Origin of the sequence: Pseudomonas sp. PA-4-8C, from assembly GCF_021606625.1 — a bacterium.
GTDB lineage: Bacteria > Pseudomonadota > Gammaproteobacteria > Pseudomonadales > Pseudomonadaceae > Aquipseudomonas > Aquipseudomonas lactis.
In genome coordinates this window covers 1-21,781 of sequence record NZ_WKCD01000073.1, presented here as the reverse complement: position 1 = coordinate 21,781, position 21,781 = coordinate 1, and the positions used below count along the sequence as shown (strand labels likewise).

At 61.5% G+C, this 21,781-nt stretch carries 24 protein-coding genes; 5 read left to right on the top strand and 19 right to left on the bottom strand.

Annotated features, from left to right (window positions below):
* Positions 1 to 137: 137 nt before the first annotated feature.
* The 3 genes from GIW04_RS13880 to GIW04_RS13870 all read left to right on the top strand — a co-directional run bounded on the left by GIW04_RS13880 (position 138) and on the right by GIW04_RS13870 (position 3,168).
* Positions 138 to 1,172, top strand: a complete 1,035-nt coding sequence (locus tag GIW04_RS13880) for an NADP-dependent oxidoreductase (protein ID WP_034136224.1) — start codon at positions 138 to 140, stop codon at positions 1,170 to 1,172.
* A gap of 66 nt (positions 1,173 to 1,238) precedes the next feature.
* The gene (gene recR, locus GIW04_RS13875) at positions 1,239 to 1,841 is read left to right on the top strand and encodes a recombination mediator RecR (protein WP_032895829.1); all 603 of its coding nucleotides are present in this window, start codon (positions 1,239 to 1,241) and stop codon (positions 1,839 to 1,841) included.
* A gap of 178 nt (positions 1,842 to 2,019) precedes the next feature.
* Positions 2,020 to 3,168 carry an acyl-CoA dehydrogenase family protein gene (locus GIW04_RS13870; protein ID WP_003193193.1) on the top strand — a complete coding sequence of 383 codons (1,149 nt, stop codon included), beginning with the start codon at positions 2,020 to 2,022 and terminating at the stop codon, positions 3,166 to 3,168.
* A 109-nt stretch (positions 3,169 to 3,277) separates the two neighbouring features.
* Here the strand turns inward: GIW04_RS13870 and GIW04_RS13865 are convergent, their stop codons facing one another.
* Together GIW04_RS13865 and fnr are read right to left on the bottom strand one after the other, a co-directional pair.
* Positions 3,278 to 3,826: an adenine phosphoribosyltransferase gene (locus GIW04_RS13865; protein WP_003193191.1), complete on the bottom strand. Its 549-nt coding sequence runs from the start codon at positions 3,824 to 3,826 to the stop codon at positions 3,278 to 3,280.
* Positions 3,827 to 3,902: 76 nt separating this feature from the next.
* The gene (gene fnr, locus GIW04_RS13860; protein WP_003193190.1) at positions 3,903 to 4,637 is read right to left on the bottom strand and encodes a fumarate/nitrate reduction transcriptional regulator Fnr; all 735 of its coding nucleotides are present in this window, start codon (positions 4,635 to 4,637) and stop codon (positions 3,903 to 3,905) included.
* A gap of 155 nt (positions 4,638 to 4,792) precedes the next feature.
* On the opposite strand from fnr, the gene GIW04_RS13855 reads away from it, so the two are divergent.
* Positions 4,793 to 5,254: a hypothetical protein gene (locus GIW04_RS13855; protein ID WP_120248441.1), complete on the top strand. Its 462-nt coding sequence runs from the start codon at positions 4,793 to 4,795 to the stop codon at positions 5,252 to 5,254.
* A gap of 6 nt (positions 5,255 to 5,260) precedes the next feature.
* On the opposite strand, the gene hemN is transcribed toward GIW04_RS13855, so the two are convergent.
* The 16 genes from hemN to ccoN (GIW04_RS13775) form a co-directional block, all read right to left on the bottom strand.
* Positions 5,261 to 6,643 carry an oxygen-independent coproporphyrinogen III oxidase gene (gene hemN, locus GIW04_RS13850; RefSeq protein WP_003193186.1) on the bottom strand — a complete coding sequence of 461 codons (1,383 nt, stop codon included), beginning with the start codon at positions 6,641 to 6,643 and terminating at the stop codon, positions 5,261 to 5,263.
* 103 nt (positions 6,644 to 6,746) lie between these two features.
* Entirely contained in the window at positions 6,747 to 7,430 is a 684-nt protein-coding gene (locus tag GIW04_RS13845) for a sulfite exporter TauE/SafE family protein (RefSeq protein WP_032895833.1), read from the bottom strand.
* The gene (gene ccoS, locus GIW04_RS13840; protein WP_003193184.1) at positions 7,423 to 7,635 is read right to left on the bottom strand and encodes a cbb3-type cytochrome oxidase assembly protein CcoS; all 213 of its coding nucleotides are present in this window, start codon (positions 7,633 to 7,635) and stop codon (positions 7,423 to 7,425) included. Before ccoS ends, GIW04_RS13845 begins: the two co-directional genes overlap by 8 nt.
* A 22-nt stretch (positions 7,636 to 7,657) precedes the next feature.
* Complete coding sequence (locus tag GIW04_RS13835) at positions 7,658 to 10,108, bottom strand: heavy metal translocating P-type ATPase (protein WP_094774053.1); 2,451 nt, start codon at positions 10,106 to 10,108, stop codon at positions 7,658 to 7,660.
* 125 nt (positions 10,109 to 10,233) lie between these two features.
* The gene (locus GIW04_RS13830) at positions 10,234 to 10,773 is read right to left on the bottom strand and encodes a FixH family protein (protein ID WP_003193179.1); all 540 of its coding nucleotides are present in this window, start codon (positions 10,771 to 10,773) and stop codon (positions 10,234 to 10,236) included.
* Positions 10,774 to 10,787: 14 nt separating this feature from the next.
* On the bottom strand, positions 10,788 to 12,191 hold the full coding sequence (gene ccoG, locus GIW04_RS13825) for a cytochrome c oxidase accessory protein CcoG (protein WP_032900812.1): 1,404 nt from the start codon (positions 12,189 to 12,191) through the stop codon (positions 10,788 to 10,790).
* 207 nt (positions 12,192 to 12,398) lie between these two features.
* A complete protein-coding gene (locus GIW04_RS13820; RefSeq protein WP_034136160.1) occupies positions 12,399 to 12,809 on the bottom strand; it encodes a type II toxin-antitoxin system VapC family toxin in 411 nt (136 codons plus the stop codon).
* Positions 12,809 to 13,063, bottom strand: coding sequence for a type II toxin-antitoxin system Phd/YefM family antitoxin (locus GIW04_RS13815; RefSeq protein ID WP_003193175.1), 255 nt, complete (start codon positions 13,061 to 13,063; stop codon positions 12,809 to 12,811). The genes GIW04_RS13820 and GIW04_RS13815 overlap by 1 nt, the downstream gene beginning before the upstream one ends.
* Positions 13,064 to 13,229: 166 nt before the next feature.
* Positions 13,230 to 14,207: a cytochrome-c oxidase, cbb3-type subunit III gene (gene ccoP, locus GIW04_RS13810; protein WP_003193173.1), complete on the bottom strand. Its 978-nt coding sequence runs from the start codon at positions 14,205 to 14,207 to the stop codon at positions 13,230 to 13,232.
* The gene (locus GIW04_RS13805) at positions 14,204 to 14,389 is read right to left on the bottom strand and encodes a CcoQ/FixQ family Cbb3-type cytochrome c oxidase assembly chaperone (RefSeq protein WP_003193169.1); all 186 of its coding nucleotides are present in this window, start codon (positions 14,387 to 14,389) and stop codon (positions 14,204 to 14,206) included. The genes ccoP (GIW04_RS13810) and GIW04_RS13805 overlap by 4 nt, the downstream gene beginning before the upstream one ends.
* A 5-nt stretch (positions 14,390 to 14,394) precedes the next feature.
* Entirely contained in the window at positions 14,395 to 15,003 is a 609-nt protein-coding gene (gene ccoO / locus GIW04_RS13800) for a cytochrome-c oxidase, cbb3-type subunit II (protein WP_003193167.1), read from the bottom strand.
* Positions 15,003 to 16,445: a cytochrome-c oxidase, cbb3-type subunit I gene (gene ccoN, locus GIW04_RS13795; RefSeq protein ID WP_003193164.1), complete on the bottom strand. Its 1,443-nt coding sequence runs from the start codon at positions 16,443 to 16,445 to the stop codon at positions 15,003 to 15,005. The genes ccoO (GIW04_RS13800) and ccoN (GIW04_RS13795) overlap by 1 nt, the downstream gene beginning before the upstream one ends.
* A 462-nt stretch (positions 16,446 to 16,907) precedes the next feature.
* Entirely contained in the window at positions 16,908 to 17,855 is a 948-nt protein-coding gene (gene ccoP, locus GIW04_RS13790; protein WP_003193162.1) for a cytochrome-c oxidase, cbb3-type subunit III, read from the bottom strand.
* Positions 17,852 to 18,052, bottom strand: coding sequence for a cbb3-type cytochrome oxidase subunit 3 (locus GIW04_RS13785; RefSeq protein WP_003193161.1), 201 nt, complete (start codon positions 18,050 to 18,052; stop codon positions 17,852 to 17,854). Before GIW04_RS13785 ends, ccoP (GIW04_RS13790) begins: the two co-directional genes overlap by 4 nt.
* 3 nt (positions 18,053 to 18,055) lie before the next feature.
* Positions 18,056 to 18,664: a cytochrome-c oxidase, cbb3-type subunit II gene (ccoO, locus tag GIW04_RS13780; RefSeq protein ID WP_003193159.1), complete on the bottom strand. Its 609-nt coding sequence runs from the start codon at positions 18,662 to 18,664 to the stop codon at positions 18,056 to 18,058.
* 10 nt (positions 18,665 to 18,674) lie between these two features.
* Positions 18,675 to 20,099, bottom strand: coding sequence for a cytochrome-c oxidase, cbb3-type subunit I (ccoN, locus tag GIW04_RS13775; RefSeq protein WP_003193158.1), 1,425 nt, complete (start codon positions 20,097 to 20,099; stop codon positions 18,675 to 18,677).
* A gap of 79 nt (positions 20,100 to 20,178) precedes the next feature.
* On the opposite strand from ccoN (GIW04_RS13775), the gene GIW04_RS13770 reads away from it, so the two are divergent.
* Positions 20,179 to 20,871 (top strand): alpha/beta family hydrolase, encoded by a 693-nt coding sequence (locus GIW04_RS13770; protein ID WP_120248440.1) that lies wholly within the window; start codon positions 20,179 to 20,181, stop codon positions 20,869 to 20,871.
* 115 nt (positions 20,872 to 20,986) lie between these two features.
* Here GIW04_RS13770 and GIW04_RS13765 read toward each other — a convergent pair.
* The coding region (locus GIW04_RS13765) for a methyl-accepting chemotaxis protein (RefSeq protein ID WP_236479011.1) at positions 20,987 to 21,781 on the bottom strand (795 nt) is incomplete at its 5' end.

The following is a 21,781-nucleotide window of genomic DNA, read 5'->3' as shown; positions in this document are numbered from 1 at the left end:
CGCTTTTAGCTAGACTCAAATGCCAGGCATCGCGCCTGGCATTTTTTTTGGTCAGTCGAAACATCGAACCCCAAGCCTGCCCCGATGGTCTGCACCCTATACCGTTGAAACCACTCGCCGATAAAGGAGCCCCGCTGATGCCTCAAGAAATGACGCTCAACCAACGCATCGTTCTGGTCTCACGCCCTCAAGGCGCACCCACGCCGGAAAACTTTCGCCTGGAACGTGTAAGCCTGCCGGACCTGGCAGACGGCCAGGTGCTGCTCAAGACCCTGTACCTGTCTTTGGACCCCTACATGCGTGGACGCATGAGTGACGCGCCGTCCTACGCAGCCCCCGTGGAAATCGGTGAAGTGATGACCGGTGGGGCTGTCAGCCGTGTCGAGCAATCGCGCAACCCGAAATTCGAAGTGGGCGACCTGGTGGTCGGCGCCACTGGCTGGCAAAGCCACTGCATTTGCGAAGGCCATAACCTGATCCCGCTGCCCAAGGGCCTGCCGAGTCCGTCGATGGCCTTGGGCGTATTGGGTATGCCGGGCATGACGGCCTATATGGGCTTGATGGATATCGGCCAGCCCAAGGCCGGGGAAACCCTGGTGGTGGCGGCTGCGTCGGGCGCGGTGGGGTCGGTGGTGGGCCAGGTGGCCAAGCTTAAAGGCTTGCGCGTGGTGGGCATTGCCGGTGGCGCGGACAAATGCCGCTATGTGGTGGATGAGTTGGGCTTTGACGCCTGTATCGACCACAAGAGCGAAGATTTTGCCCATGAGCTGGCCCTGGCCTGCTTCAAAGGCGTGGACATCTACTTTGAAAACGTCGGCGGTAAAGTCTTCGATGCGGTGCTGCCTTTGCTCAACCCCAAGGCGCGCGTGCCGCTGTGCGGGTTGATCGCCGGCTATAACGCCCATGAAGCGCCCAGTGGCCCTGACCGTTTGCCGACGCTGCAACGCACCTTGCTGACCAAGCGGGTGCGCATCCAGGGCTTTATTGTGTTCGACGACTATGGCGACCGCCAGCCGGAGTTCCTCAGTGCCATGGCGCCGTGGGTGCGCGAGGGCAAGATCAAGTTCCGCGAGGACGTGGTCGATGGCCTGGAGCAGGCGCCCGAAGCCTTTATCGGCCTGCTCGAAGGGCGCAACTTCGGCAAGTTGGTGGTGCGCGTCGCGCAGGATTGAGTATTTGACGCTAATCCGGGGCGCGGGTATAAACCGCGTCTCGTTGTTTTGTCGGACCCTTCGCCCATGAGCTTCAGCCCCCTGATTCGCCAACTGATCGACGCCTTGCGCACTTTGCCCGGTGTCGGCCAGAAAACTGCCCAGCGCATGGCGCTGCAACTGCTGGAGCGTGATCGCAGCGGCGGCACTCGCCTGGCCCAGGCCCTGAGCCAGGCCATGGAAGGCGTGGGCCACTGCCGCCAGTGCCGCACCCTTACTGAAGAAGAACTCTGCCCGCAATGCGCCGACCCGCGTCGCGACGACACATTGCTGTGCGTGGTGGAAGGGCCGATGGATGTGTACGCCGTGGAGCAGACTGGTTATCGCGGGCGTTACTTTGTGCTCAAGGGGCATCTGTCGCCGCTCGATGGCCTGGGGCCGGAAGCCATTGGTATTCCACAACTGGTGGCGCGGATCCAAGAGCAGGGCACCTTCACTGAAGTGATCCTGGCAACCAACCCGACGGTGGAAGGTGAAGCCACGGCGCACTACATTGCCCAACTGCTGACCAATAAAGGCTTGATTACTTCGCGGATTGCCCATGGCGTACCGTTGGGGGGCGAGTTGGAGTTGGTGGATGGCGGTACCTTGGCGCATTCGTTCGCAGGCCGTAAACCCATCGCGCTCTAAATGTGGGAGCTGGCTTGCCTGCGATAGCATCACCACGGGTTACTGAAAGACCGAGGCGTCTGCATCGCGGGCAAGCCCGGCTCCCACATTGGTCTTGTGTGATGGTAAAAAATGTATTCGGCTTGATAACCAAGCAAGCGCTTGGTAAGTTCGCTCCATCCCGCCATGGAGCTTGCCGATGTCTGCCTATCAGGAATACTTCGATCCCAGCCACCAATTGGTCCGCGACAGCGTGCGCCGCTTCGTCGAGCGTGAGATGTTGCCCGGCATCGAGCAGTGGGAGGAGGCGCAAAGCTTTCCTCGCGAGCTCTACCTCAAGGCCGGTGCGGCGGGGATTCTAGGCATTGGCTACCCCGAAACCCTGGGTGGCAGCCACGAAGGCGATCTGTTCGCCAAGGTCGCTGCCAGCGAAGAACTGATGCGTTGCGGCTCCGGTGGGGTGGTGGCGGGGCTCGGCTCCCTGGATATCGGCCTGCCGCCCATCGTCAAATGGGCCCGGCCCGACGTGCGTGAGCGCATAGCGCCTCTGGTGCTGGCTGGCGAAAAGATCATCGCCCTGGCGGTCACCGAGCCCAGCGGCGGCTCAGATGTGGCCAACCTGCAAACCCGCGCAGTGCGTGAGGGCGAGCATTACCGCGTGAGCGGCGCCAAGACCTTTATCACCAGCGGCATTCGCGCTGATTTCTACACCGTGGCCGTGCGCACAGGCGGGCCGGGCTTTGGCGGCATCAGCCTGCTGCTGATCGAAAAAGACACCCCCGGTTTTACCGTCGGCCAGCCACTGAAGAAGATGGGCTGGTGGGCGTCGGACACCGCCGAGTTATTCTTCGACGATTGCCGCGTGCCCGTGGGCAATCTTATCGGCGTCGAGAACATGGGCTTTGCCTGCATCATGGGCAACTTCCAGAGCGAGCGTCTGGCCTTGGCCTTGATGGCCAACATGACCGCGCAACTGGCCTTGGAGGAAAGCCTCCAGTGGGCCGCCCAGCGTGAAGCATTCGGCAAACCCATCGGCAAATTCCAGGTGCTCAAGCATCGCCTGGCGGAAATGGCTACCGCGGTGGAGGTTTCCCGTGAGTTCACCTATCGGCAGGCTGCGAAGATGGCCGCTGGCAAGAGTGTGATCAAAGAGATTTCCATGGCCAAGAACCTGGCCACCGATACCGCTGATCGAGTGACGTATGACGCGGTGCAGATACTGGGTGGGCAGGGGTATATGCGTGGCAGCCTGGTGGAGCGGCTGTATCGTGATAACCGGATTCTGTCGATTGGTGGCGGGACGCGTGAAGTGATGAATGAGATCATCAGTAAGCAGATGGGGTTGTAAACCGGGGTGTTCTTTCGGGCCTCATCGCGGGCAAGCCCGGCTCCCACAGGGGAATGCATTCCAAGGTGGGAGCCGGGCTTGCCCGCGATGACGGCAGTACTGACGACGCTTATCTCTCAGTCAGCCCAAACTGCGTCAGGCAAAACGTCGGAATCCCCATGTCTGCCAAACGCTGCGAGCCACCCAGCTCTGGCAAATCAATAATCGCCGCAGCCTCAAAAATCTTTGCCCCCATGCGCCGCACCAGGTTCGCCGCCGCAATCAGGGTGCCGCCGGTGGCGATCAGGTCATCGAACATCAGCACAGAATCGCCTTCGCACAGGCTGTCGGCGTGCACTTCCAGGAAGGCTTCGCCGTACTCGGTCTGGTAACCCTCGGCCAGCACGTCCGCCGGCAGCTTGCCTTGCTTGCGAAACAGGATCAGCGGCTTGTTGAGCTGGTAGGCGATGATCGAGCCGATCAGGAAGCCACGGGCATCCATCGCACCGATATGGGTGAAGTCGGCTTCGACATAGCGTTGGGCAAAGCTGTCGGCTACCAGGCGCAAGGCGCGGGGCGATTGGAACAGCGGCGTGATGTCACGGAAGATCACCCCAGGCTTGGGGAAGTCGATGACGGGGCGAATCAGGGATTTGATGTCGAACGAATCAAAGGTCATCGTCGAGGAGTCCAGGGCGGAAAACGGACCCGAAGTATACCTGCGGCCTCGCCGATTGGCGCGGCCGCAGTCTGGGTCAGATCTCCAGAGAACCGCCAGCCAATGCACACAGCTGAATCGGGTCGAGGATATGCACCTCTTTACCTTCTGCGGCAATCAACTGGTTCTGCTGGAAGCGGGTAAACACGCGGGACACGGTCTCCACTGCCAGGCCCAGGTAATTGCCGATCTCATTGCGCGACATGCTCAGGCGGAACTGGTTGGCCGAGAACCCACGGGCACGGAAGCGCGCCGACAGGTTGACCAGGAACGTGGCGATGCGCTCATCGGCGGTTTTCTTCGACAGCAGCAGCATCATTTGCTGGTCGTCACGAATCTCGCGGCTCATCACGCGCATCAATTGGCGGCGCAACTGCGGCAGTTGCAGGGCCAACTCATCCAGGCGCTCGAAAGGGATTTCGCACACCGACGTGGTTTCCAGGGCCTGGGCCGACACCGGGTGAATCTCAGTGTCCATCCCCGACAGCCCGACCAACTCACTGGGCAGGTGGAAACCGGTGATTTGTTCTTCGCCGCCATCGCTGAGGCTGAAGGTCTTCAATGCGCCCGAACGTACTGCATAGACGGAATCAAACTTGTCGCCCTGGCGAAACAGAAACTCGCCTTTTTTCAGCGGGCGGCCGCGTTTGACGATGTCGTCCAGCGCATCCATGTCTTCCAGATTCAATGAAAGTGGCAGGCAGAGGGGAGCCAGGCTGCAATCCTTGCAATGGGCCTGGCTGTGAGCGCGCAGTTTGACTGGCTCGGACATTTCTTAAATCCTTGTGGGAAAACACACATAAGACGTAAGGGTAACGCACTGGGGGGCACGGAGGCCAGCGTGTACAAAAAACCGATCGGTATATAAAGATTTGGCTAAAACCGCCGATAGTACTGCTATCGACTACAAATACGGCGGCTCAAACCATGTTAGCCCTCACTGCTCAACTCGCTTCGCGCACTCAGATCCAGGCACTGCCCGAACCCAAGAAGGCTGCCGAACCCGATGTTGCCGCGATCCCGACGACGGACGAAGCCAAGCCTGCTGTTTCGGTGACCATTTCCGGCGCCGCGATGAAAGCTGCTGCGGCGGAAAAAGCCTCAAACAGTGACATCGACGAAAGCGGCCTGGCGGACAACGTCAAGAACCTACTGAAGATGATCCGTGAGATCAAAAAACAGATCGCCGAGAAACAGGCCGAGATGGCTGCGGTAATGGCCGACAGAAATCTCAGCCCTGAACAGGCCCGTGCCCGACTCTCCGGGCTGCAGTCAGCGTTGAGCGCACTGCAAGCCAGCTTGACTAGCGCCCAGGCGTCCCTGACCAAGGCGATGAAAGACATGAGTGCCGGTGATGCAGTCAAGGCCGCCAGCTTGGCCATGAAATAAGGGCCTTTAGATAACCCGCGAAAACCGTTGCCTGTTCTGGTGCTCCAGGTAGGCATCGAACACCATGCACACCGAGCGCACCAGCAAGCGCCCGGCCGGCAGCACGCGAATGCCCTGGACGTCGAGTTCAATCAAGCCATCGTCAGCCATGGTCTGCAATTGTGGCCATAGCTCGGCAAAGTAGCCGCGAAAATCGATGTTGTACGCCTGTTCGATCCCCTCGAATGCCAGGTTGAAATTACAGATCAGTTGCTGGATCACGTCCCGGCGCAAGCGGTCGTCGGTGGTGCAGACCAAGCCGCGGCTGGTCGCCAACTGCGCGCCCGCCAAAGCGTTCTGATACTGGTTCAGGTCGCTGCTGTTCTGGCAATACAGGTCGCCGATCTGGCTGATCGCCGACACCCCCAACCCAATGAGGTCGCAGTGCCCGTGGGTGGTGTAACCCTGGAAATTGCGCTGCAGCTTGCCTTCTTCCTGGGCCACCGCCAGTTCGTCGTCCGGCAGGGCAAAGTGGTCCATGCCGATGTAGCGGTAACCGGCCTGGGTCAGTTGTTCGATGGTGGTTTGCAGCATCAGCAGTTTTTCTGCCGGCGAGGGCAGGTCGTCGGTGTTGATCCGCCGTTGGGGCATGAAGCGTTCCGGCAGGTGCGCGTAGTTGAACACCGACAGGCGGTCAGGCTGCAAGCGGATGACTTCTTCCACGGTGCGCGCAAAGTTCAACGGCGACTGCTTGGGCAGGCCGTAGATCAGGTCGATATTGATCGAGCGAAATTGCAAGGTGCGCGCTGCATCGATCACGGCGCGGGTTTCTTCCAGGCTTTGCAGGCGATTGACCGCCCGTTGCACCTCGGGGTCGAGGTCTTGCAGCCCAATGCTCACGCGGTTGAAGCCCAGTTCGCGCAGCAGGCCCATGGTGGCCCAGTCGGCTTCGCGCGGGTCGATTTCGATGCCGTAGTCGCCCGAGTCGTCCTCCAGCAAATTGAAATGCTGGCGCAGGCATTTCATCACCTGGCGCAGTTCATCGTGGCTGAGAAAGGTTGGCGTACCGCCGCCGAAATGCAGTTGCTCCACGGGCTGCTGCGGGTCGAGGTGGCAGGCCACCAATTGGATTTCCTGCTCCAGGCGCTGCAGGTAGGCCTGGGCGCGGCCACGGTCCTTGGTGATCACCTTGTTGCAGGCGCAGTAGTAGCAAATGTTGGCGCAGAACGGCACATGCACATACAGCGACAGTGGCCGCACGGCCTTGCGGCTGTCACGCAGGGCGTGGAGCAGGTCGAAGGTGCCGACCTGGCTGTCAAATTGTACGGCGGTGGGGTAGGACGTGTAGCGCGGCCCCGCCAAGTCGTAGCGGTGAATCAGATCTGTGTCCCAACGAATGGCGTCGAGCATGCGGGCGGTCCCCCGGATTGGCTAGTGGGCCGAGTCTAGGGGCAGGGCGGTGCAGGCATCTTGATTTGCATCAACGGGGAGCGGCGCTATGCCACAGGGCCTGTTAATGCCCCATGAGCCAGTGCTGGTGGGGGCCAGGCAAGGTCCAGAGACCGAAGATCATCACCAGCACGCCACCGGCCACACGCACGCTGCGCTTGCGCAATAACGCCGTCACCCGTTCGGCGGCCAGCCCGGTGGCCAGCAGCACCGGCCAGGTGCCCAGCCCGAACGCCAGCATCAGCAAGGCGCTGTCCAGTGCATTGCCCTGGCTCGCCGCCCATAGCAGGGTGCTGTAGACGAGCCCGCACGGCAACCAGCCCCACAGCGCGCCCAGCAGCAAGGCTCGCGGCAGGCTGGACACCGGCAGCAAACGGTTGGCCACCGGCTGCAGATGCCGCCACAGGCCGCGTCCCAGGCTTTCGATACGGGTGAGGCCGCTCCACCAGCCGGCCAGGTACAGGCCCATACAGATCAGCAGCAGCCCGGCAAGCACTCGCATGAACATCGCCGCCGGGCTGTTGGCCACTGCCCAGCCGGCCAGGCCGATTAGTAAGCCGGCGGTTGCATAGCTGAGGATGCGCCCCAGGTTATACGCCAGCAGCAGGCGAAAACGGCGGCTGCGTTGTTCCTTGGGGATCGCCAGGGTCAACGCGCCCATCAGTCCGCCGCACATGCCCAGGCAATGGCCGCCGCCGAGCAGGCCGAGGATCAGCGCCGAGACCAGCAAGGGCGCCAGCTCAAGCATGAGGGGGCTCTTTGGGCGGCTGCTCGGGGCTGTTGGCTTCGTCGATGGCGGCCAGGTGGTTCGGGTCCTGGTCGTCGAACAGCACGCTGTGGGCCGGGCCATCGAGGTCTTCGTATTGGCCGCTGTCCACGGCCCAGAAGAAGATGTAGATGGCCACACCCACTAATAGCAGTGCCGCCGGAATCATCACGTAGAGAGCTGGCATCTGTACTCCATGCCCGCGCGGCTCAGGCCGGCAGCGGGCGGGTTAGTGGGGCGGTGCCCGGGGCTTGCGCGCTCGGCAGGCGAGTCAGGCGCAACGCGTTGAGCACCACGGTCAACGAACTGATGGACATGCCGATCGCCGCCCAGATCGGCGTGATCCAACCCAGGGCGGCAAACGGCAGCATAAGCCCATTGTACAACCCGGCCCACAACAGGTTCTCGATGATCACCCGGCGAGTGCGCCGCGCCAGGCTGAAGGCCTGCACCAGCGCATCCAGGCGGTTGGACAACAGCACCGCATCGGCGCTGGTTTTCGCAAGGTCGGTGGCCGAGCCCATCGCCACACTGATATCGGCAGCGGCCAGCACTGGCACATCATTGACCCCATCGCCGAGCATCAACACTTTGCGACCTTCTTTGTGCAGGTTTTGCAGTACCTGCAGCTTGTCGTCAGGGCGCAGGCTGCCGTGGGCTTCGTCGATACCCAGCTCAGAAGCGACACTGGCCACCATCGGCGAACTGTCCCCCGAGAGTAGCAGCGTGCGCCAGCCCCGCGCCTTGCATGCGGCGAGCAAGGCGGGTGCGTCGCTGCGCAGGCGGTCATCCAGTACGAACCAGGCCAGGGCACCGCTGTGGTCGCCCAGCAGCAGCCATTGCCCGGCCTCGTCCGGCGAGGCGGGAATCGCGCAGCCACTGAGTTCACAGACAAAACCCGGCTGGCCGATGCGCAACAGACGTTCTCCCACACGACCTTCCAGGCCCAGGCCTGGAGTGCTCAGCACTTCATCAGCGGCCAGCGGCGCACGGCCGAAGGCACGGGCAATCGGGTGTTCGGAACGGTTCTCCAGGGCGGCGGCAAGGCCCAGGCATTGGTCGCTGTCCAGCGCACTCAAGGGCCGAATGGCGCGCAACGCCAGGCGCCCTTCGGTGAGGGTGCCGGTCTTGTCGAAAATCACCGTATCAATCTGGTTCAGGCCCTCGAGCACATGGCCGCGGGTCAGCAGCAACCCGAGACTGTGCAAGGTGCCGGTGGCGGCAGTGAGCGCGGTGGGCGTGGCCAGCGAGAGGGCGCACGGGCAGGTCGCCACCAGCATCGCCAGTACAATCCAGAACGCTCGGGATGGGTCCAGCTCCCACCACAGCAGGCCGATCAGCGCGGCGGCGATCAGCGAACACAACAAGAACCACTGCGCAGCGCGGTCGGCGATTTGCGCCAGGCGCGGCTTCTCGGCCTGGGCGCGCTCCAGCAGGCGCACGATGGCGGACAAGCGCGTGTCATGCCCCAGGGCGCGCACTTGGACGGTGAGCGCGCCTTCGACATTCAGCGTGCCGGCCGTGACGCTGTCACCCGTACGCCGAGGTTGCGGCAGGTACTCGCCGGTCAGCAGGGATTCATCGATGCTGGATTGGCCGTCGAGAATTACGCCATCCGCCGGCAGCACCGCACCGGGATGCACCAGCACACGATCACCCAGCGCCAACTCGCTGAGCAGGATGCGTTCGCTCTGTCCATCATCCTTGAGGCGCAAGCAGGAGGCGGGCAACAGGTTGACCAGTTGGGCAGTGGCTGCGGCAGTGCGCTCCCGGGCGCGGCGCTCAAGGTAGCGCCCGGCCAGCAGGAACAGGGCAAACATGCCCACGGCATCGAAATACAACTCGCCTACGCCAGTGATCGCGGTCCAGATGCCGGCCAGGTACGCGCCGCCAATCGCCAGGGACACCGAGACGTCCATGGTCAGGTGCCGTGTGCGCAAGTCACGCAGGGCGCCTTTGAAGAAGGGCGCGCAGCTGTAGAACACGATGGGCGTGGTCAGAAACATCGCCACCCAGCGCAGGATGACGTGCAATTCCGGGCTCAGGTCGATATTGAATTCCGGCCAGGTGGCCATGGTTGCCATCATGGCCTGGAACCACAGCAAACCAGCGACCCCCAGTTGTCGCAGGGCCAGGCGGTTTTCGCTGGCTAATTGTTCGGCGGCGCGGTCGGCCTGGTAAGGGTGGGCGGCGTAACCGATATGGCGCAGCTCGCTGAGCAGTTGGCTCAACGGCAATTGCCCATCGGCCCAGCGCACGTGCAGGCGGTGGTTGGACAGGTTCAATCGCGCTTCGGCCACGGCAGGCAGGCTGCGCAGGTGTTTCTCGATCAACCAGCCGCAGGCGGCGCAACTGATGCCTTCCATCAGCAGGGTGGTTTCGGCCAGGTCGCCTTGATGGCGCACAAAAGGTTTTTGCACATCGGCGCGGTCGTACAGCGTCAGTTCGTCCACCAATTGCACGGGCAGCGCCTCGGGGTTGGCCGAGGCTTCGCTGCGGTGTTGGTAATAGTTTTCCAGCCCGCCGGCCACTATCGCCTCGGCCACGGCCTGACAGCCCGGGCAGCAGAGTTCACGGCGTTCGCCCAGGATCTGGGCGGTGAACCGGCTGCCGGAGGGGACGGGTAGGGCGCAGTGGTAGCAGGGGGTGGGTTGGGTCATTGCTCAGTTCCGCAGATCGTTCCCACGCTTTGCGTGGGAATGTTGCCCGTGACGCTCTGCGTCACAAAGCGGACGCAGAGCGTCCAGCAAGGCGTTACCACGCAGAGCGTGGGAACGATCATCGTCTACTTCTTCAGGTCTTCAGCGCCCTGCAACGGTTCGTCACCCAGCAGCAAGTCCTTGTCGTGGCTGACCTCTTCTTCTTCGAACAGGCGCCAGGTGTTGCCGCCCTCCACGCCAAGCAGTTCCACGAAACGGCGACCTTCGACCTTGTCGGTGACCTGGCCGATGTAGCGGCCTTGCTCACTGTCGCTGCGGGTGAGGTTGATCTTGCGATCCTTCTCTGGCTGGGTCGGGGAGATAAGGTTCAGCTCCAGGGTTTTCGGATTGCTGTAGCCAGTCAGTTGCAGCTCGACCTCGCCGGTCAGTTCGTCCAGGTGCAGCTTGCCGCGCAGTTGCAGGGTCTGGGCCAGGCGTTCGCGGTCCAGGGAACGGTTGATGCCTTTGCCGGCCTCGTAGTAGTTGTCGTTGACCAGGTTGTCCGGGTTATTCACCGCGATGGTCACCATGGACAAGGTCAGGGTCACCGAGCAGGCCAGGATCGCGATGATGATCCAGGGCCAGAGGTGCTTGTACCAAGGGCTGGCGGCAGTAGTTGCGGGCATGCGTGTGTTCCCTGTTAACGGACTTGTGGGCCGATGAATCGGCTCTTGGCTTCAATATGGACGCTGGTGTCATCGGCGTCTTCGAGGATGAAGGTCACCTCGTTGGTGCTCGACGGCAACTGCTCCGGCGCACTCGACAACTCCACTGGCATGCTGACGATATCGCCGGCGGCCACTTTGATTTCGCGCCGGCCTTGCAGCTTGAGGTCGGGCAGCCCAGCGGCGTCGAGCACGTAGGTGTGGTCGCGCTGGTCTTTGTTCATGATCTTCAGGCTGTAGACGTTTTCGATGCGCCCTTCGGCGTTCTCGCGGTACAGCACGCGGTCCTTGCTGACGTCGAAACCCACCAGCGAGCGCATGAAGAAGGCCGCCACCAACAGGCTGATCATCGCCAGCAACACCAGGGCGTAACCGATCAGGCGCGGGCGCAGCTTATGGGTTTTCTGCCCCGACAGGTTGTGTTCGGTGGTGTAGCTGATCAGGCCGCGTGGGTACTCCATCTTGTCCATGATGTTATCGCAGGCATCGATACAGGCGGCGCAGCCGATGCATTCGATTTGCAGCCCGTCGCGGATATCGATACCGGTAGGGCACACCTGCACGCACATCGTGCAGTCGATGCAGTCGCCCAGGCCTTGGGCCTTGTAGTCGGTACCCTTTTTACGTGGGCCACGCACTTCGCCACGGCGCGGGTCATAGGACACGATCAAGGTGTCCTTGTCGAACATCACACTCTGGAAGCGCGCATAGGGGCACATGTAGATGCACACCTGCTCACGCAGCCAGCCGGCGTTGCCGTAGGTGGCGAGAGTGAAGAAACCCACCCAGAAATATGACCAGCCATCGGCCTGGCCGGTGAAGAAATCGAATACCAGTTCGCGGATCGGTGAAAAGTAGCCGACGAAGGTGATGCCGGTGGCAAAGCCGATCAGCAGCCACAGGCTGTGCTTGCTGAACTTGCGCAGGAACTTGTTGGCGCTCATCGGCGCCTTGTCGAGCTTGATGCGCTGGTTGCGGTCGCCTTCGGTGACCTTTTCGCACCACATGAAGATCCATGTCCATACGCTTTGCGGGCAGGTATAGCCGCACCACACGCGCCCGGCGTACACGGTGATAAAGAACAGGCCAAATGCCGCCACAATGAGAATGCCCGAGAGCAGGATGAAATCCTGGGGCCAGAACGTTGCACCGAAAATAAAGAACTTACGCTCCGGCAGGTTCCACCACACCGCCTGGTGACCGCCCCAGTTCAGCCACACGGTGCCGAAGTAGAGCAGGAACAGAGCGGCACCGCCGACCATGCGCAGGTTGCGGAACAAGCCAGTGAAGGCGCGGGTGTAAATCTTCTCTCTCGAAGCGTAGAGGTCGACGGTCTTGGCAGGCGGGGTAACGTTATGTACCGGTATCTGGTCGCTCATCATTGCATCCCACGGCGGTGGAGATTTGCCTCGGCCAGTACGTGCCAACCGGGGTCAAATTAAGGGTGTTGCAGTGGCCTAATGATACGCCCCCGAGGGTGTGCAAAGGGTGCGACCTTTGGTCGCGTTGGGGGAAATCAATTGATGGTGTACGTGACCTGGATCAATTGACTTGGCAAGTATGGACGGTTTTTGCCAGTAAGCCGGTCATTCGTCCCATGGATTGAGCAGTGGCACGCCACTCGATTTGAAGTCGCTGACGTTGCGCGTGACTACGGTGAGTCCGTGAACCAGCGCGGTTGCGGCAATCAATGCATCGCTTTCGTTGGCTTGGTCGGGTACATGCAAGTGCGCGCAACGCAACGCGACTGCTGCATCGACGGGCAGGATTCTGGCATCGAAGGCGGGCATTACATGACGCTTGAGCCAGGTTCTCAACACCTTCCCCTGAACCGGGTCTCGCCGTTCAATTCGCAGGACTCCGGTTTCCAGTTCCTTCAGCGTGATCGCCGAAATAAACATGCGCGGCGCTACTACGCTTTTTGCCCAAGCCACGACATTTGCATCAGCCTGAGGTTTACGCAGTTCAGAGATCACATTTGTGTCGAGTAGATACATCAAGAAAAGTCCACGGGTCGATGAATGATCACGGCACGTTCGGTTTCGAAGTCGATATCGGCCGCTTCCGGCATCACCAACAGGTCGACAATGTCGGCGTTCAGACCTGTCAGCTTCTGGTACTCCTCAATGCTTAGCAGTACATGGGCAGGCTTGCCGCGATCAGTGATAAAAACCGGCCCTTTGCGGGCGGCTTTTTTGGCACCACTTGTGTCTTGATTGAATTCGCGGCTGGAAATGGTCGTGATGGTCATGGGGTAGGCCCCCTTCGCTGGACTTAATGTAGTTACGTTACTACTTGGCGAGTGCGCGCGGCAAGGTTGAGGTTACGAACGGTAGAGTTGGCTTTGCAAGGTTCGGCGCCAGAACAAAAAAGCCCCGCCAGCATTCGCTGCGCGGGGCTCCATTGTTTCAGAGGTCTTACTGCTCCTCAGCCTTCTTATCCCCATGAGACAAGCTATATACATACGCCGCAAGCAGGTGCACCTTGTCATTCCCTTGCAACTGCTCCTGCGCCGGCATCTGGCCCTGGCGGCCATAACGGATGGTCTGCTGCAGTTGCGCGAAGCTTGAGCCGTAGATGAACGCACCCGGATGCGTCAGGTCGGGCGCGCCCATGGCTGGGGTGCCTTTACCGGCCGGGCCGTGGCAGGCCACGCAGTTGGCGGCGAAGAGTTTCTCACCGTTGGCCACGTCGGCCTTGGCGCCTTCCGGCAGTTTGCGGCCGTCGAGGTTGGTCACCACAAAGGCTGCTACGTCGGCCACGCCCTGCTCGCCGATGACTTCGGCCCAGCCTGGCATCACCGCGTGGCGGCCCTTCATGATGGTTTCCTTGATGGTGTTGGGTTCGCCACCCCAGCGCCAGTCGGCGTCGGTCAGGTTGGGGAAGCCGTAGGCGCCCTTGGCGTCGGAGCCGTGGCACACCGAGCAGTTGGAGGCAAACAGGCGGCCGCCCATCTTCAAGGCTTGCGGGTCCTTGGCGACTTCTTCAATCGGCATCGACGCGAACTTGGCGAAGATCGGCCCGAACTTGGCCTCCGATCTGGCCATTTCCTTTTCCCATTCGTGTACGCCGGTCCAGCCGGTCTGTCCGTTGGCGAACGGGGTTTGCTTGTCGTTGTCGAGGTAGTTGTAGCCCGGCAGCAGGCCCTTCCAATTGCCCAGGCCTGGGTAGAGCACCAGGTAACCAAGGGCGAAGACGATTGTGCCGACAAACAGCATGAACCACCACTTGGGCAGCGGGTTGTCGTACTCCTCGATGCCGTCGAACGAGTGGCCGACGGTCTCGTCCGTCTGCTCGGTGCGCTGGCCCTTGCGGGTCGACAGCAGCAGCCAGGTCAGGGCGAAGATGGTACCCAGACTGAGGACTGTGACGTACAGACTCCAGAACGTAGTCATTCTTTGTTACTCCTAGAAGCTTGCTCGACGTGCTTGATGGCTTCGGGGTCATCTGCGAAGGGCAGCATGGTCGCGTCGTCAAACTCCGACTTGCGCCGTGGGCTGAACACCCACAACGCCAGGCCGATAAAGGCCACCATCACCACAACGGTGCCCAGGCCACGAATCATCCCGATATCCATGAAGGTCACCGTTTGCTTTTGATGATGGTGCCAAGGCCTTGCAGGTAGGCCACCAATGCGTCCATTTCGGTCTTGCCCTTCACGGCGGCGGCCGCACCGGCGATGTCTTCGTCGGTGTAGGGCACGCCCAGGGTGCGCAAGACTTCCATCTTCTTGGCGGTGTCCTTGCCGTCGAGCTTGTTTTCCACGAGGAACGGGTACGCCGGCATTTTCGACTCCGGCACGACGTTGCGCGGGTTGTACAGGTGCGCACGCTGCCAGTCATCGGAGTAGCGCCCACCCACACGGGCCAGGTCCGGGCCGGTACGTTTGGAACCCCACAGGAACGGGTGGTCCCACACGCTTTCACCGGCAACCGAGTAGTGGCCGTAGCGTTCGGTTTCGGCGCGGAAGGGGCGGATCATCTGCGAGTGGCAGCCCACGCAACCGTTGGCGATGTAGACGTCGCGGCCTTCCAGTTCAAGGGCGGTGCGTGGCTTCATGCCTTCGACCGGCTTGTTGGTCACGTCCTGGAAAAACAGCGGGACGATTTGGGTCAGGCCGCCAATGCTCACGGCGATGACCATGAAGAAGGCCAGCAGGCCGATGTTCTTCTCGACGACTTCATGCTTCATCAGTGAGCTCCCACAACGGCGATCTTGGTGGCGGCTTCGGCTTCAACAGGGTCGCTGGCACGCACGGTGCGCCACACGTTGTAGGCCATCAACAGCATGCCGCTGGCAAAGAACGCACCGCCCAAGGCACGTACGATAAAGCCCGGGTGGCTGGCTTGCAGCGCTTCGACGAAGGAGTAGGTGAGGGTGCCGTCATCGTTGATCGCACGCCACATCAAGCCCTGGGTGATGCCGTTGACCCACATCGAGGCGATGTAGAGCACGGTGCCGATAGTGGCCAGCCAGAAGTGCGCATTGATCAGCCCGACGCTGTGCATCTGCGCGCGGCCGAACAGTTTGGGGATCATGTGGTACAGCGCGCCGATGGAGATCATCGCCACCCAACCGAGAGCGCCAGCGTGCACGTGGCCGATGGTCCAGTCGGTATAGTGGGACAGCGAGTTGACGGTCTTGATCGCCATCATCGGCCCTTCGAAGGTCGACATGCCGTAGAACGCCAAAGACACCACCAAAAACCGCAGGATCGGGTCGGTGCGCAGCTTATGCCAGGCGCCCGAGAGGGTCATCATGCCGTTGATCATGCCGCCCCAGCTTGGTGCCAGCAGGATGATCGACATCGCCATGCCCAGGGACTGTGCCCAATCCGGCAAGGCGGTGTAGTGCAAGTGGTGAGGGCCGGCCCAGATGTACAGGGTGATCAGCGCCCAGAAGTGCACGATGGACAGGCGATAAGAATAGATCGGACGCTCGGCCTGCTTGGGCACGAAGTAGTACATCATCCCCAGAAAGCCGGTGGTGAGGAAGAAGCCTACGGCGTTATGGCCGTACCACCACTGGATCATCGCGTCCGTCGCACCGGAGTAGGCCGAGTAGGACTTGAACAGGTTCACCGGCAGGGAGGCGTGGTTGACGATGTGCAGCATCGCCGTGACCACGATAAAGGCGCCGTAGAACCAGTTGCCCACGTAGATGTGCTTGGTCTTGCGCTTGACGATGGTGCCGAAGAACACCAGGCCGTAGGTCACCCACACGATGGCAAGCAAAATGGCGATCGGCCATTCCAGCTCGGCGTATTCCTTGGTGGTGGTGTAGCCCAGGGGCAGGCTGATGATGGCGCCGACGATGACCGCCTGCCAGCCCCAGAAGGTGAAGGCGGCAAGGCCATCGGAGATCAGTCGCGTCTGGCAGGTGCGCTGCACGACATAGTAGGAGGTGGCAAACAGTGCACATCCGCCGAAGGCGAAGATCACCAGGTTGGTGTGCAGCGGGCGCAGGCGGCCGAAGGTCGTCCAGGGCAGGTCGAAATTCAATTGCGGCCAAACCAGTTGCGAGGCGATGAACACCCCGAGCCCCATGCCAAGGATCCCCCAGACCACCGTCATGATGGCGAACTGGCGGACTACCTTATAGTTATAAGCAGTCGGACTGATTGCTGTGCTCATTCTAAGGTTCCACGGTTTAGGTTTTTTTATAGGTAAAATCGGTCGCAAGTATGTAGAAAGCGAGGGGCCATTGCAACGCAATGGCTGACCTGGATCAATGCGTTCCACGCCAGATTCTGCGCCCTTTCCATGTTTGGCGTAGGGACAAAATCCAAAATAGAAAGCTGATCGAGTGGACAGGAAATTTCAGGGGCGCAACGGCTACCGTCGCGTAGGCCAGGAATGGTCCACTGTGGGAACAAGCGTAGACCCGAATAGGAGGAGGGGAAAGGTGGGCTTGGAAGGGGTGCGACACTTGGTCGCGCAAATGAAAACAACACCGGATCCCTGTAGGAGCGAGCTTGCTCGCGAAGAACCTGAGGGCACCACGCTTATCCAGTATAAACGCGGCGCTCTGAAGTGCTTCGCGAGCAAGCTCGCTCCTACAGTGAAACGGGTTGCCGCCCCGGGCCGGGGCAGCGGTTACTCGGTCGCGCTGTCTGGCGTTGCACCTTCAGCGTTATGGGACAAGCTGTACACGTAAGCCGCCAGCAGGTGCACCTTGTCATTGCCTTGCAGCACATCCTGGGCTGGCATCTGGCCCTGGCGACCATGGCGGATGGTCTGCTGCAGCTGCGCCAGGCTGGTGCCGTAGATAAAACCGGCAGGCTCGGTCAGGTTAGGCGCGCCCATGGCTTCCACACCGTGGCCTTGTGGGCCGTGGCAGGCCACGCAGGTGGTGTTGAACGCGGCTTGCCCGGCTGCCAGGTCTGCGCTGTTGTCAGCAGGCAACGGCAGCTTGGCCAGGTCGTGGCGCACGTAGGCGGCGACGTTTTTCACCCCGTCCTCGCCCAGCACTTCACCCCAGGCCGGCATCGCCGCGTGGCGACCGTTCAGGATGGTGGCTTTGATAGCCTCAGCCGAGCCGCCCCAGCGCCAGTTATTGTCGGCCAGGTTGGGGAAACCATAGGCGCCCTTGGCGTCCGAACCGTGGCATACCGCGCAGTTGGAGGCGAACAGGCGACCGCCCATCTTCAACGCTTGCGGGTCCTTGGCGACTTCTTCCACCGGCATGGCCGCGAACTTGGCGAAGATCGGCCCGAACCTGGCGTCGGCCTTGGCCATTTCCTTGTCCCATTCCTTGGTCTGGGTCCAGCCGTCTTCATAGCCCGGCAGTACGCCTTTCCAGTTGCCCAGGCCCGGGTAGAGGATCAGGTAGCCGACGGCAAACACCAGGGTGCCGGCGAACAACATGAACCACCACTGGGGCAGCGGGTTGTCGTATTCCTCGATACCGTCGAAGGCGTGGCCCATGGTCTGGTCGACGCTGCCCTTGGTCTCGCCCTTGCGGGTGCCGACCAACAGCCAGGTCAGACCGATCAGGCTGCCCAGGGTCAATACGCAGATCCATGTACTCCAGAACGTAGTCATGGCCGAGTGCTCCTTGTGGCTGGCTCTGCTTGAGCGTCGGGTGGGGAAGGTTCATCGGCAAACGGCAGCAGGCGCGCCTGCTCGAATTCCGCATTGCGGCGGTTGTTGAATACCCACAGCGACAGGCCGATAAAGGCGATGGCGACCACCAGCGTGCCAAGGCCGCGGATGGTGCCTGCATCGAATTCAAATCCCATGGCTCACCTCTTGCTCTTGATGGCAGTGCCGAGCACTTGCAGGTAGGAAACCAGCGCGTCCATCTCGGTCTTGCCCTTGAGGCTGGCGACTGCGCCATTGATGTCGTCGTCGGTGTACGGCACGCCGAGGGTGCGCATCACTTTCAACTTGGTCTCGGTGTGGCTGCTGTCGACGGCGGCGGTGACCAGCCAGGGGTAGGCCGGCATTTTCGACTCCGGCACCACGTTGCGCGGGTTGTACAAGTGCGCGCGGTGCCAGTCGTCCGAGTAGCGTGCGCCGACGCGGGCCAGGTCCGGGCCGGTACGTTTGGAGCCCCACAGGAACGGGTGGTCCCACACGCTTTCGCCAGCCACCGAATAGTGGCCGTAGCGCTCGGTCTCGGCGCGGAACGGGCGGATCATCTGCGAGTGGCACTGCACGCAGCCTTCGCGGATGTAGATGTCGCGGCCTTCCAGTTGCAGCGCGGTGTAGGGCTTCATGCCTTCGACCGGCTTGTTGGTCACGTCCTGGAAGAACAGCGGGACGATCTGGGTCAGGCCACCGATGCTCACGGCAAGCACCATCAGCAGCATCAACAGGCCGACGTTCTTTTCAATCGTTTCGTGTTTCATCATCGACTCCTCAGGCCATTTGCGCGGCAGCGGTGACTTCGGCAGGTTGCGCCGAACGCACGGTGCGCCATGTGTTGTAAGCCATCAGGAACATGCCGCTGAGGAAGATCGCACCGCCCACCAGACGCACGATGAAGCCTGGGTGGCTGGCCACCAGGGTTTCGACGAAGGAGTAGGTGAGGGTGCCGTCTTCGTTGACCGCACGCCACATCAGGCCCTGGGCGATGCCGTTGACCCACATCGACGCGATGTAGAGCACGGTGCCGATGGTGGCCAGCCAGAAATGCGCGTTGATCAGGCCGAGGCTGTACATCTGCTCGCGACCGAAGATTTTCGGGATCATGTGGTACAGCGCGCCGATGGAGATCATCGCCACCCAGCCCAGCGCGCCGGCGTGTACGTGGCCGATGGTCCAGTCGGTGTAGTGGGAGAGGGCGTTGACGGTCTTGATCGCCATCATCGGGCCTTCGAAGGTCGACATGCCGTAGAACGCCAGGGAGACCACCAGAAAGCGCAGGATCGGGTCGCTGCGCAGCTTATGCCAGGCGCCCGAGAGGGTCATCATGCCGTTGATCATGCCGCCCCAGCTTGGCGCCAGCAGCACCAGTGACATCACCATGCCCAGGGACTGCGCCCAGTCCGGCAGAGCGGTGTAGTGCAAGTGGTGCGGGCCGGCCCAGATGTACAGGGTGATCAGCGCCCAGAAGTGCACGATGGACAAGCGATACGAATACACCGGGCGTTCGGCCTGCTTGGGCACGAAGTAGTACATCATGCCGAGGAAGCCCGCAGTGAGGAAAAAGCCTACTGCGTTATGCCCATACCACCACTGCACCATGGCATCCGTCGCACCGCCGTACAGCGAGTAGGACTTGGTCAGGCTGACCGGGATTTCCAGGTTGTTGACGATATGCAAAATGGCCACGGTGATGATGAACGCACCGAAGAACCAGTTGCCCACATAGATGTGCTTGGTCTTGCGTTTCATGATCGTGCCGAAGAACACGATGGCGTAGGCGACCCAGACAATGGTGATCAGGATGTCGATCGGCCATTCCAGCTCGGCGTATTCTTTGGAGCTGGTGTAGCCCAGTGGCAGGCTGATCGCGGCCAGCAGGATCACAAGCTGCCAGCCCCAGAAGCAGAACGCGGCGACTTTCGGCGCGAACAGCTGCGTCTGGCAGGTGCGTTGCACCGAGTAAAAGGAGCTGGCGAACAGCGCACAGCCACCGAACGCGAAGATCACCGCGTTGGTGTGCAAAGGGCGCAGGCGGCCGAAGCTGGTCCAAGGCAAATCGAAGTTGAGCGCAGGCCAAACCAATTGGGCGGCGAGAAAAACCCCGAGCCCCATGCCGACGATGCCCCACACCACCGTCATAATGGCGAATTGGCGGACCACCTTGTAGTTATAGGCGGTACTTAAAGTAGTGTTCATGGTTCCCCATCCACGGTTCAACCCAAGCAAATGCGGCACTTGGGCTGGAGTTATAGGCAGACTAAAAAGCGAGGCAAGCATGGGCAAAGAGCACAAGGCCAGTATTGACGGGGATCAATGGGCGCAGTGTGTACGGGAACATGGCTGGTTGTGGGATGTCGCCACCGGCACGACGTCGGGTGAGCCGGTCATGCTGATCCTGGCCCACGGCGCTGGCGCACCGATGGACTCGGCGTTCATGAACGACATGGCTGCACGCCTTGCCGCGCATGGCGTGAACGTGTTGCGCTTCGAGTTCCCGTACATGGCCCAGCGCCGCTTGGACGGGGGCAAACGCCCGCCGAATCCGGCGCCGAAACTGCTGGAGGCGTGGCGTGAGGTGTATGCCCAGGTGCGACGTCATGTCGCTGGGAAACTGGCGATTGGCGGCAAGTCCATGGGCGGGCGGATGGCCAGTTTGTTGGCCGATGAATTGGGCGCCGATGGGTTGGTGTGCCTGGGCTATCCGTTCTATGCGGTGGGCAAGCCAGAGAAACCCCGGGTGGAGCACTTGGCTGCGCTGAAGACGCCGACGTTGATAGTGCAGGGCGAGCGCGATGCCTTGGGCAATCGGGCGGCGGTAGAAGGTTATGACTTGTCAGACAGTATCGAGGTGATGTGGCTGGTGGCGGGGGATCATGACTTGAAGCCGCTGAAGGCTTCGGGGTTCAGCCATGAGCAGCATCTGGAGGCGGCGGCGGTGCGCGTCGCTGAGGTTCTCAGGGGTTGTTGATCGTTCCCGCGCTCCGCGTGGGAATGCAGCCCAGGACGCTCTGCGTCCCCCTCTAAAATTGTGACGCAGAGCGTCACAGGAGGCGTTCCCACGCAGAGCGTGGGAACGAGCCCGTTCAGCGGTTAAAACGCTCCACCAGCGAATACTGGGTATTGGCGGTATGCGTCAACTCTTCACTCAGTTGCGCCGAGTTCATCGCCTGCTCCGAGGTCTGGTCCGCCAACAGCGCAATGGTGCTGATATTGCGGCTGATCTCCTCGGCCACCGCGCTTTGCTCTTCGGTAGCAGCAGCAATCTGGGTGGTCATGTCGGTGATATTGGCCACCGCCTCACTGATGCCCACCAAGGCCTGGTCGGCTTCCATCACCCGCGCTACACCTTCTTCAGCCTGGCGGTGCCCGGCGTCCATGGTTTGCACGGCGGCAGCCGCCGTGTGTTGCAGCTTGGCAATCAGGGTATGGATCTGCCCGGTGGATTCGGCCGTACGCTGCGCCAGTTGGCGCACTTCATCGGCGACCACCGCGAAACCACGGCCCATCTCACCGGCACGCGCGGCTTCGATGGCGGCGTTGAGCGCCAGCAGGTTGGTCTGGTCGGCGATGCCTTTGATCACATCAACCACGCCGCCGATTTCATCGCTGTCCTTGGCCAGTTGCGTGACGGTCACACCCGTCTCGCCCACCGCCACCGACAGCCGCTGAATCGCCTCGCGGGTTTCCCCGGCGATATCGCGGCCGCGCCCGGTCAGGCGGTTGGCTTCCTGGGTGGCATCGGCGGTGCGCTGCACGTGGCTGGCCACTTCCTGGGTGGTCGCCGCCATCTGGTTCACCGCAGTGGCCACCTGTTCGGTTTCCACGCGCTGGCGTTCCAGGCCGCTGGAGCTGTTGTGCGCCAGGGTGTTGGACTGCGC

What these genes read in the sequence shown, in the direction of transcription:
- ccoG (WP_032900812.1), bottom strand. Translation starts at nt 12,191, where the DNA reads ATGAGCGACCAGATACCGGTACATAACGTTACCCCGCCTGCCAAGACC.
- GIW04_RS13865 (WP_003193191.1), bottom strand. Translation starts at nt 3,826, where the DNA reads ATGACCTTTGATTCGTTCGACATCAAATCCCTGATTCGCCCCGTCATC.
- fnr (WP_003193190.1), bottom strand. Translation starts at nt 4,637, where the DNA reads ATGTCCGAGCCAGTCAAACTGCGCGCTCACAGCCAGGCCCATTGCAAG.
- ccoO (WP_003193159.1), bottom strand. Translation starts at nt 18,664, where the DNA reads ATGAAACACGAAACGATTGAAAAGAACGTCGGCCTGTTGATGCTGCTG.
- ccoN (WP_003193158.1), bottom strand. Translation starts at nt 20,099, where the DNA reads ATGAACACTACTTTAAGTACCGCCTATAACTACAAGGTGGTCCGCCAA.
- GIW04_RS13855 (WP_120248441.1), top strand. Translation starts at nt 4,793, where the DNA reads ATGTTAGCCCTCACTGCTCAACTCGCTTCGCGCACTCAGATCCAGGCA.
- ccoP (WP_003193162.1), bottom strand. Translation starts at nt 17,855, where the DNA reads ATGACTACGTTCTGGAGTACATGGATCTGCGTATTGACCCTGGGCAGC.
- GIW04_RS13770 (WP_120248440.1), top strand. Translation starts at nt 20,179, where the DNA reads ATGGGCAAAGAGCACAAGGCCAGTATTGACGGGGATCAATGGGCGCAG.
- GIW04_RS13880 (WP_034136224.1), top strand. Translation starts at nt 138, where the DNA reads ATGCCTCAAGAAATGACGCTCAACCAACGCATCGTTCTGGTCTCACGC.
- GIW04_RS13830 (WP_003193179.1), bottom strand. Translation starts at nt 10,773, where the DNA reads ATGCCCGCAACTACTGCCGCCAGCCCTTGGTACAAGCACCTCTGGCCC.
- GIW04_RS13835 (WP_094774053.1), bottom strand. Translation starts at nt 10,108, where the DNA reads ATGACCCAACCCACCCCCTGCTACCACTGCGCCCTACCCGTCCCCTCC.
- ccoO (WP_003193167.1), bottom strand. Translation starts at nt 15,003, where the DNA reads ATGAAGCATGAAGTCGTCGAGAAGAACATCGGCCTGCTGGCCTTCTTC.
- GIW04_RS13845 (WP_032895833.1), bottom strand. Translation starts at nt 7,430, where the DNA reads ATGCTTGAGCTGGCGCCCTTGCTGGTCTCGGCGCTGATCCTCGGCCTG.
- GIW04_RS13785 (WP_003193161.1), bottom strand. Translation starts at nt 18,052, where the DNA reads ATGGGATTTGAATTCGATGCAGGCACCATCCGCGGCCTTGGCACGCTG.
- ccoP (WP_003193173.1), bottom strand. Translation starts at nt 14,207, where the DNA reads ATGACTACGTTCTGGAGTCTGTACGTCACAGTCCTCAGTCTGGGTACC.
- GIW04_RS13820 (WP_034136160.1), bottom strand. Translation starts at nt 12,809, where the DNA reads ATGTATCTACTCGACACAAATGTGATCTCTGAACTGCGTAAACCTCAG.
- GIW04_RS13815 (WP_003193175.1), bottom strand. Translation starts at nt 13,063, where the DNA reads ATGACCATCACGACCATTTCCAGCCGCGAATTCAATCAAGACACAAGT.
- ccoN (WP_003193164.1), bottom strand. Translation starts at nt 16,445, where the DNA reads ATGAGCACAGCAATCAGTCCGACTGCTTATAACTATAAGGTAGTCCGC.
- recR (WP_032895829.1), top strand. Translation starts at nt 1,239, where the DNA reads ATGAGCTTCAGCCCCCTGATTCGCCAACTGATCGACGCCTTGCGCACT.
- GIW04_RS13805 (WP_003193169.1), bottom strand. Translation starts at nt 14,389, where the DNA reads ATGGATATCGGGATGATTCGTGGCCTGGGCACCGTTGTGGTGATGGTG.
- GIW04_RS13870 (WP_003193193.1), top strand. Translation starts at nt 2,020, where the DNA reads ATGTCTGCCTATCAGGAATACTTCGATCCCAGCCACCAATTGGTCCGC.
- hemN (WP_003193186.1), bottom strand. Translation starts at nt 6,643, where the DNA reads ATGCTCGACGCCATTCGTTGGGACACAGATCTGATTCACCGCTACGAC.
- ccoS (WP_003193184.1), bottom strand. Translation starts at nt 7,635, where the DNA reads ATGCCAGCTCTCTACGTGATGATTCCGGCGGCACTGCTATTAGTGGGT.